Here is an 8,153-nt window from a genome sequence, read left to right as displayed (position 1 = left end):
AAGGGCGGCGGCATGTGCCGCATAAGCGCCCTTGCCCGTGTCCCCGGAGGCGCCTACGCTTCATGCAGGGAAAGATCGACACGCAGAAAATCCAGCAGGGCTTCAGGCAGGGGCGGCAGGGAGGCTTCTTCTCTTTGCTGCTGCGGCATGGGCTCGGGGCGGAGCGAAGGCCTGCCGAGGAGTATTTCCTGTTTCTGCGCCCGGTTGCGAACCACCTCATACTGGAAGGTATCGTAGTTTCCGGCTAGAAAGGGCACGCCCACGGCGAGCAGCCCCTGCAGTGAGGCCAGAGAGTCTATCCTGTCCACGCGGCCGGTGCGCTGTTCCAGCAGCGCGGGGTTCCACGGCAGGTCATGATGGATGACGTCCGCGCATTCTCTGTGCAGGTCTATGCCTTCGGAACCGATGGAGGTGCAGATGAGCACGTCGGGAAAGCATGGGGAATTGAACAGGGCGCATACGGCGCTGCGTTTTTCCCTGCCGGTATGCCCGTTGATGCTCATGATGGCGTGCACGTCGCCTTCCAGACCGTACCACAGCGTGCGGCGGCTGGAAGCTTCCTCTCCTTTCAGGATGCTTCCCTGTTCACGGCACAGCATATCAAGGAAGCGCCGCGTTCTCTGCCACGGTGAGGAACAGGCGGCGCTCTGTTCTTGAAGAGCGCAAGCGAGCGTTTCTTCCGTCACGCCTTCTTCCACTTCACGGGGGAGGATGGTGTTCAGGCGCTGGAGTATGTTCAGGAACATGTCGGCCAGAGAAAGAGGATCCGGCCCTTCTTCCGCGCCGTTTCCCCGGCTGAGGTTTTCCGCTTCCTCTCCCAGCAGGCGCAGAAGGTCGGCATGCAGACTGTCTGCGCCTTTCCCTGCATGCCAGAGGTTCGGCCCGTGCAGCACGGAGGAAAAAAGCCGGGAGGCGTCGGCCGGAGAAAGGGTCGCGCTGGCGAGCTTTGTCCGTTCCGGGCTTTCTCCCGGCAGGGCGCTTGTTTTTCCCGACAGGTAGCGGGAGAGCGCGGCCTCATGGTCCAGCAGCCGGACATAGGGGAGCAGTCTGGCGATTTTCTCGTCTTTTCCGGTCAGCATGGCTTCGGCAAGAGCGAGGTCCGCGAGGCGGAAAAGAGCCTGCCTTCGGGAAAGCGCATGCTTTTTCAGCCGTGCCAGCGCCTGCCGCTTCCGGTTTTCATCCGGTTCGGGGCACAGGCCTGCGCTGATGAGGGAACGCGCAAGGGAGTATTCCACCACATGTTCGCCGAAGACAAGAAGGCTTTTTTTATGTTCCGTACCGGCGGTACGCCCGGCCAGAGCATCCCCTGTCGCCTTCTGCGTGGCGAGGCGGTCGCAGAAAATAAGCGTTTTTCTGCCGTGCCGGAGATTGTCCAGCGCGCGGTTCACCGTGGCTTCCACCTTGGCGTGCGGCGTGGAAAGCAGCATGTGCCGGAAAAGGTCCACATAGGCGCGCGTGGCCGCATCGTCGCATTCCGGTTTTTCCCAGCTTTCCAGAAAGGCTTCATTGCTGGAATTGATGCCGCCGAGCAGATGCACCTGCCGTTTTTCCCTGATGTGGCGGCACAGAAGCTGCTGGGCGCGCATGCCGACGAAGGAGACCAGGGCGTTTTCCCCGGTGCCGTAGCCGGACACGGGGTAGAGGGCGTGAGGCCGCTCCCCCATAGGCATGTCGCAGGTGCAAAAATCCCTTCCACAGTGGAAGGCGCGCAGTTTTTTGTCCCGGAGATGACGTATGATGACGGGGCGCAGCGTCTCTTCCAGCGCATGGAGTGTTTCGCCGTAGCTCAGGGCGCGGGCGCAGAACGTTTTCATGTACACGTCGCTTCCCGGAGCGTCGTGCAGTTTTTTCAGACATGTTCCCGTGTCGGGGGTCTTCAGCTTTTCGTTCAGAGTACGCTGCTGCCCGGGCGGAAGGTTCTTCCAGGCGTCGGCAAAATCGTTGCTGGCACGAAGGCATGCCGGCGCCATGTCGAGCGCGGCCCTGACGCGGGCAAGGGACGGATCGGTCTCTTGCTCCTGCGCGGCATAGTTCTGGCAGACCGTTTCAAAGACCGTGGCAAGCTCCCTTTCATGAAGCTGAAAGGGCGTGGCCGACATGATGAGCCTGTTCGCCATGCCGTCGGCAAAGTTTTCCCTGAAGCGCAGGGCGCCGTTGCTTCTGCCGTTTTTCCAGTTGTGCACCTCATCCACCACGGCAAGTTCGAGGGAGGAGGACTTCAGACGGGCACGGAAAACCGTGCGGACGATATCCGCCGCCATGGCGTCGGCTTCCCTTCTGAGAGTGCTGTTGAGCCTTTCTTTTTCCAGAAGTCCGGGCAGTCCGCTTTGCTGAAAGGCTCGCTGCATGGAGGAGCGCAGGTTCCAGAGGTCTTCCGCGCCCAGGCGGGAGAGCTTCGTTTCCAGGTCGTCTTCGTCTGCCCAGCCGAGCTTTTTTATATGGTTGAGTATGCGTTCTCTGGCGCTCCCCCGCCTGTGGTACAGGGCAAGGGCGGCCAGGTATTTTTTCATGATGCTCATGCCGGGCGCATCGTGGCGCATGTTGCGCCGGAGCGTCTCCATGGTGATGATGAAAACATTGGGCGAAAGGGTACTCTGTGCCTGGCAGAAGGTTCTGAACAGGTCGCGCAGAAGCTGCTTTGCCTCTTTTTCCGCCCGGGCGCGTTTTGTTTTGCTCCGTTCCCGGAAGGCGGCGTTGAGCGTGTCGTACAGATGCCGGAAGGCGGTACTGTTGTTTGACCTCCATCCGTCCAGAAAGGCAAGGATGCTCTGTTTGGAAAAGTGCGCGCAGAAAAGCTGAAATTCCGTGTCGCTTTCTTTCAGGTCTCCGTAAAGCGGCCAGTAAGCGTTCCACTTCTTCGCCTTGCGGATGCTGGTATTGTACCATGTTTCAAAAAGCAGGGCGAAGGGTTCCAGTTTGCCGGAACGGATGCGTTCCGGCTTTTCCTCCTTGTAATCGTGCAGGTTGAAGAGCAGATTGCAGATGTCTTTCACGAGAAGAGGCCGGAGGCTGACTTCCTGTTTCAGATAACGCGCATTGAAGGAGTGCATTTCCTCCTGCCATTTTTGCCTGAGCACGGTGTTGCCGGGAACAACGAGAAGAACCTTCTTTCCCTCGGCAACGTACCGGGCCATGACGCAGAGGGCCACATAGGTTTTTCCCATGCCCACCTCATCGGCCAGAAGGACGGTGGAAAATCTCTGCCGGAAGCGTTCGAGTACGGCTTGGGCCTCGCGCTGCTGTCTTGCCCAGCTTTGCGCCGTTTCCGGGTTCAGCTTTTCCGGGGTGAGGAAGATCGGGTCATTCGTTGCGGCCATGGAAGGTTCCCCTGATAAAGGCAAGGTAGGCGTTTACCGTTTCCGGCGCGGACTTCGGCGCGCAGGCGTCAAGCGCCTGTTGCAGCTCTTCCGCAAGGGGCTGAAGGGAGCGCTTCACAAGGCGCGAAGTCTCCGGGGAGCGGCTGAGGCGCTGCACGAAAAGCAGAAGTTCCCCCAGCTTGAAAAGGCCGGAAGTGCTGTCTCTGCAGGCGGCTTCCCGGCACAGAAGTCCGGCAAATTCCCGCAGGGGACCGACGACGTATGCGCGGAGGCGTTCCGCCGGGCGTCCGGCTTCTGAGGCCTCTGCAAGCCTTTTCTGGAACAGGCTTTCCATGCCGCCGAAAAGATTGAGATAGTTCTGCATGGCGATGATGACGTTCTCCCTTCTGTCCACGGAGCAGGGGGCGGATGGGGCACCTTCTTTCTCCTGTGCCCGGAAAGGGCCGGGCCATGCGTCGTCGTACTCCTCATCCCGGTTCTGATGCAGAAGCAGCCATTCCGTGTCGGATATGCCGAGCAGCGCTTCCTTGCCCTCCATGAAGGCGCCGGCGTAGAGAAAGGGAAAGGGGAAGCTCTGCCCGGAGGCGTTGTGCAGAAATTCCAGCGTGCGGCCGCCGACAAGGCGCTTCTGCCATTCCTCTTCCGGCATGGGGGCGCTGTTTCCCTCCGTGTTGAAGGTCAGCACCGCTCCTTTTTCTCCCCAGCGCACCGTATAGGCACGCAGAAGCTCCTGCCATGTGTCGCGGTACTTCTTTTCGATGTGCAGGTGGAACAGGGCCTCGCCCGTGCCGGGGCGCGGTTCCAGCGTGATGAAGGCGACAAAGTCGGGAAATTCTTCCTTCGTGATCTCGTCTTCGGGGTCGGCTGCCGGGTGCGTGGGCGGATGGTCGGGCAGACGCGCGCTTTCCTCGCCGCTTCCGGCGTACAGGCCGCGCGTGATGTTTTTCCACAGCTTCGCCGCGTCGCCTTCCGTGCGGAATACAAGGCCGAGTTCCTGATTTCTGCCGAGCCAGGCGTTATTTGTGAAGTTGGCGCTTCCCAGACAGCACAGGCCGTGCCCGCCCCCGGAAAGAAGAAGTATTTTCGCATGGAGCCTGCGTTCCGGCACATAGCCTTCGGGAACGCGCACGCCGCAGTCTTCGGCCCTTTGCTCTATGGCGGCACGTTCGGCCTCGGGAGCGGCCTCGATGAGGCGGACATGGGCCTTCATGCCGGAACAATGCGCCCGGGAAAGCGTGGAAAAGCCCCCCTCGTCCGTGCAGACGTGCAGATCGCGCAGCCGGGGAAAAACGTTGAGAAACGATGCGGCCGCGCAGCCTTTTTCAGGCCGGCCGTCGAAGAAGGGGGAAACGACGTACAGCGTGTCGGGGGAGGTGTCGCCATACCAGGCTTTCCATATTTCCTGCAGGCGGTTTATGCCGTTTTTTCCCCCGTAGCCGGAAAAGAGCAGGTGCGCGTTGTGTGCGCCTGCGTTTTTTGCAAGCCCGGCCAGGCGCTCATCAAGGCAGGCGAGCAGATCGTTCAGCGCCGACGCTCCCGAAGCATGTACCCGGCTGCCGTAGTACAGACGCAGAAAATCCGTCCACTCCCGTATGAGAAGGCCGGATTCCCTGTCGCCGCCTTCCTTCCAGCAGAGATGTTCCATCACTTCCCGGTTGCGGAACAGCCCGGAAAAGGTGAGGTTGAAACTGCCGAGAAAGAGGTGCACCGCTCCTTCGGTGACAAGGCAGTACGCCTTGCTGTGATGGCAGCCGAAGGCCCGGGACTTCCACGGATGCAGTTCCAGAAGCGGGGGCAGGGCGCTGAAGTCGCGGGTTTTGGCCGCATCGTATATGACAAGGGGATGGATGCGGGAAATGTGGAGACTGTCGCGCCTGCTCAGGGGCGACATGTCGGGAAGTTCCCTCCGCAGAAGAAGGTTGAAGAGCTGTTCCTGATCGAATTCATACGTCAGTACCAGCACATGCAGCAGCGGCCCCTCGTCAGGGTCGTTCGCCAGTTCCTCCAGCAGGTCGCCCAGGCTTTTTTCTTCAATCGTTGCAGCCATCCGGCACCCCCGCCCAGGCAAGCCATTGCCATACTCTGTTGAAGAACCAGTTGCGCGGCCAGGTATTTGTCACCGCGCGCATCATGCTCGTTGCATCAAGCCCGTCCAGCGTATCCACAAGGTGTTTCACGTTCTCCACATGCACGCGGTCGCGCAGAAGCAGGCGTTCCTCATCCATGAAGGGCATGACGTTCTTCCGCTTCTGATGGGCGATGTGCAGGCGGATGACGGCGGAGGCCTGTTCCTTATAGCTTCCCAGCCCGGCAAGCACCTGCGGCATGTTCCATTCGACAATGTCTTCAAGCAGCGGAACAAGGGCCCCTGCCGATGCGCGGAACGCTCCGGCAAAAGCCGGATGCGGCGGAAGCGTGCGGGATGCTCCGGGGGTGAGCCTTCGCGCATATTCCCATTCAAAGGTGCATTGCACGAAGGCGGCAAACTGTTCAAAGGCGCGGCAGCGTTCCAGATGACGGCAGAGTACGGCGTCGCGGTGATGCTCCCGGAAGGCCGGAAAGAATGCGTAACGGTCCAAGCCGTAGCTTTCCTGCAAGGAGGGCGGGGGGGAGGGCGGGGGCGGTGAAGTCCAGAGTTCCCGGGCCTCCGGCATGCGTTCGTTCATGCCGTGAAACGCCCTGCGCCATACCGCCTGTTCCTCCTCGCCGGGCATTCCCGCTTCCACGCTCAGGGCAAGGCACAGCGCTTCATCCGCCTTGTCCGGCACGGCCTCGCCCTTCAGCCAGCGTTCCGCCAGAGCCTCGAAGCTAGCGTTTTTCCCGCTTCCCGCACGGCGCGCGCTCCAGGCACGGCCGAGCTCCTCTCCGGCCGGGGTGAGGTTTCTCTGCCGGTCGAAGAAGGACCAGGTCATGGAAGGGACGAGGTAATGCCCCAGCGTGCCGTAGCCGAGGCGCAGGTAAAGCGCCTTTTGCTTCCTGGCCTTTTCCAGCGTCAGCCCGTGCAGGGGAATGTTTTTCAGCTTTGTGACGTTGAGCAGGCCGCCGGTACGCGCGGATTTCATGCAGAGCATGCCCCAGAGAATTTCCAGATCGCGCACGGCATGGGAAAAACCCCTGTCCGTGACGGAAAGTCCCCTGTCTTTCAGAATCCGGGTGGCGCAGCACAGAAAGCCGTGATAGGTGGGGTGCGCGGTGAGTGTGGTGAACTGGGGCAGCAGCAGGTCGACCAGCGCCTGAGACGGGCGCAGAAAACCGAGGGGATCTGCGGAATCGGTTTCCTCGGAAAGCATGGTGTAGGGCGTGAGATACATGGCCGTACCGGAGAAGAGCGTTCTGAACAGGCGTGGCTTCAGAAAGGCGCGTTCCTTTCAGCGGCAGGCCGCCGCAGGGGAGAAGAAAACGGACGGCGCGGGCCGCTAGATTTCCCGGCAGCACCAGATCACGCGGCCGATGACGCGCACGCTGTCGGCAAGGTCGCCGTGAAGGTCCACGCTGATGGGGGAGTATTCGGGGTTGCGGCTCCTGAGCACCAGCCTGCCGCCGGGCAGGGTTTCCACCTGCTTGATGTAGATTTCCTCATTGATGCCCATGGCATAGATGGCATGGCCGTAAATCTGGCACTTGCCCTGATCCACCAGCACCATGTCGCCGTGGCGGATGTCGGGTTCCATGCTGTCGCCGCACACCTTCATGAGCACCATTTTGGAAGGATCGCCCTTGCGGCACAGCCAGTCCTGCCGGAAGGAGAAATACGAGAGCACGTCGCCGTCGGTTTCCAGGCTGCCCTTGCCTGCCGCAAGGCGCGCGGCCACCAGCGGCACCATGACAAGGCCTATGGAGTCCTGCCCGGAGCCCACTTCCCCGAAGAAGCTTTCCCCCGGGGCGTGCCGTTCCTCCCGCAGGGCGTTGCCGTGGGCCTCAGGGGCCTGCGCGTTCTGCACGGCTCCTGCCGAGGCTTCCCCCCTGCCGAAGAAGATCCAGTCCGTGGAAAGGCCGAACTGCGCGGCTACTTTCAGAACCCAGCCGTCGGGGATCTTCCCCTTGCGGCGCGCCTGACTCACCGCCTGCGGCGACACGCCGAGAATTTCGGCGAGCTGACTGTCGCGGCGAAGCCCGGCCCCCTGAAGGAGACGATCGAGAGTATCAGGTGTTGCGTTGCTCATGAAGTTTTATTTAAAGAAAAGGGCGTAAAAAGTCAATTGGAAATTAAAAAATGACAAAAAATTAAAAATATAAATTTTTAGTTGACAAAATAAATAAAACTGGCAAAAGGGACTCGTAGCCGCAAGCAACATCAATACGCCTTATCAAGGAGTTTCCTTATGGCCATGAGCGACGATATCCGCAGCGTGCGTTCCTTCCTCGGTTCTCTGAACATGGAAACCTTCAGCCCCGCGCTGGTCGACCTCGCCTGCAGCAATCTCGACGCGCTTGCCGAACAGGCCGAGGCGCTGGAAAACACGCCCCTTGCCGTGCGCCGCCCGCGCCGCCGCCAGTGCAGCGCTCCTGTGAGGCGCATGGAAGTGCTTTCCCTGCTGCAGTAAGGGCCCGCCTTCGGGCCTTTCCCCCGAACTTTTCAGAAACAGCCCTTTTCCCGCCCTGTTGCAGGCTCTTTCTCTGCCGGGGGGTGAGGCAGGCGTTTTTCCGCAGGCAGGATGTTCCGGGCGGAGTGCGCCGGAGTGCGCATATTCTGCCGGGCGGAAGGACTTCCGGGCCTGACGGGGCGCGCGTTCCGTGCCGGGGAAGGGGCGTTCTGCACAGCCGGAGCATGAGGCCGAAGGAGAGGCGCAGGTGTCTTCCGGCCCGGTCCGCGGCGGCAGGTATCCGAAGAGGGGG

Annotated in this window: 5 protein-coding genes; 1 reads left to right on the top strand and 4 read right to left on the bottom strand. The window is 61.0% G+C overall.

Translation table 11 applies throughout. The features are described 5' to 3' along the window. Window positions 1-53: 53 nt before the first annotated feature. From Q0K07_RS12430 to Q0K07_RS12415, 4 genes are all read right to left on the bottom strand, one after another. Window positions 54-3,317 carry a DEAD/DEAH box helicase gene (locus tag Q0K07_RS12430; RefSeq protein ID WP_294559648.1) on the bottom strand — a complete coding sequence of 1,088 codons (3,264 nt, stop codon included), beginning with the start codon at window positions 3,315-3,317 and terminating at the stop codon, window positions 54-56. Continuing rightward, window positions 3,301-5,364 (bottom strand): hypothetical protein, encoded by a 2,064-nt coding sequence (locus Q0K07_RS12425; protein ID WP_294559647.1) that lies wholly within the window; start codon window positions 5,362-5,364, stop codon window positions 3,301-3,303. The genes Q0K07_RS12430 and Q0K07_RS12425 overlap by 17 nt, the downstream gene beginning before the upstream one ends. Beyond that, window positions 5,348-6,628, bottom strand: a complete 1,281-nt coding sequence (locus Q0K07_RS12420; protein WP_294559646.1) for a hypothetical protein — start codon at window positions 6,626-6,628, stop codon at window positions 5,348-5,350. Before Q0K07_RS12420 ends, Q0K07_RS12425 begins: the two co-directional genes overlap by 17 nt. A 105-nt stretch (window positions 6,629-6,733) precedes the next feature. Further along, entirely contained in the window at window positions 6,734-7,480 is a 747-nt protein-coding gene (locus tag Q0K07_RS12415) for a S24 family peptidase (protein WP_294559644.1), read from the bottom strand. Between the two features lie 165 nt (window positions 7,481-7,645). On the opposite strand from Q0K07_RS12415, the gene Q0K07_RS12410 reads away from it, so the two are divergent. Further along, complete coding sequence (locus Q0K07_RS12410) at window positions 7,646-7,861, top strand: hypothetical protein (RefSeq protein ID WP_294559642.1); 216 nt, start codon at window positions 7,646-7,648, stop codon at window positions 7,859-7,861. The last annotated feature ends 292 nt before the right edge of the window (window positions 7,862-8,153 follow it).

The organism is uncultured Mailhella sp. (genome assembly GCF_944324615.1).
In the GTDB taxonomy this organism is placed as follows: domain Bacteria; phylum Desulfobacterota; class Desulfovibrionia; order Desulfovibrionales; family Desulfovibrionaceae; genus Mailhella.
Note: the sequence above shows the minus strand (reverse complement) of the source record. Positions and strands in the feature narration are given on the sequence as shown.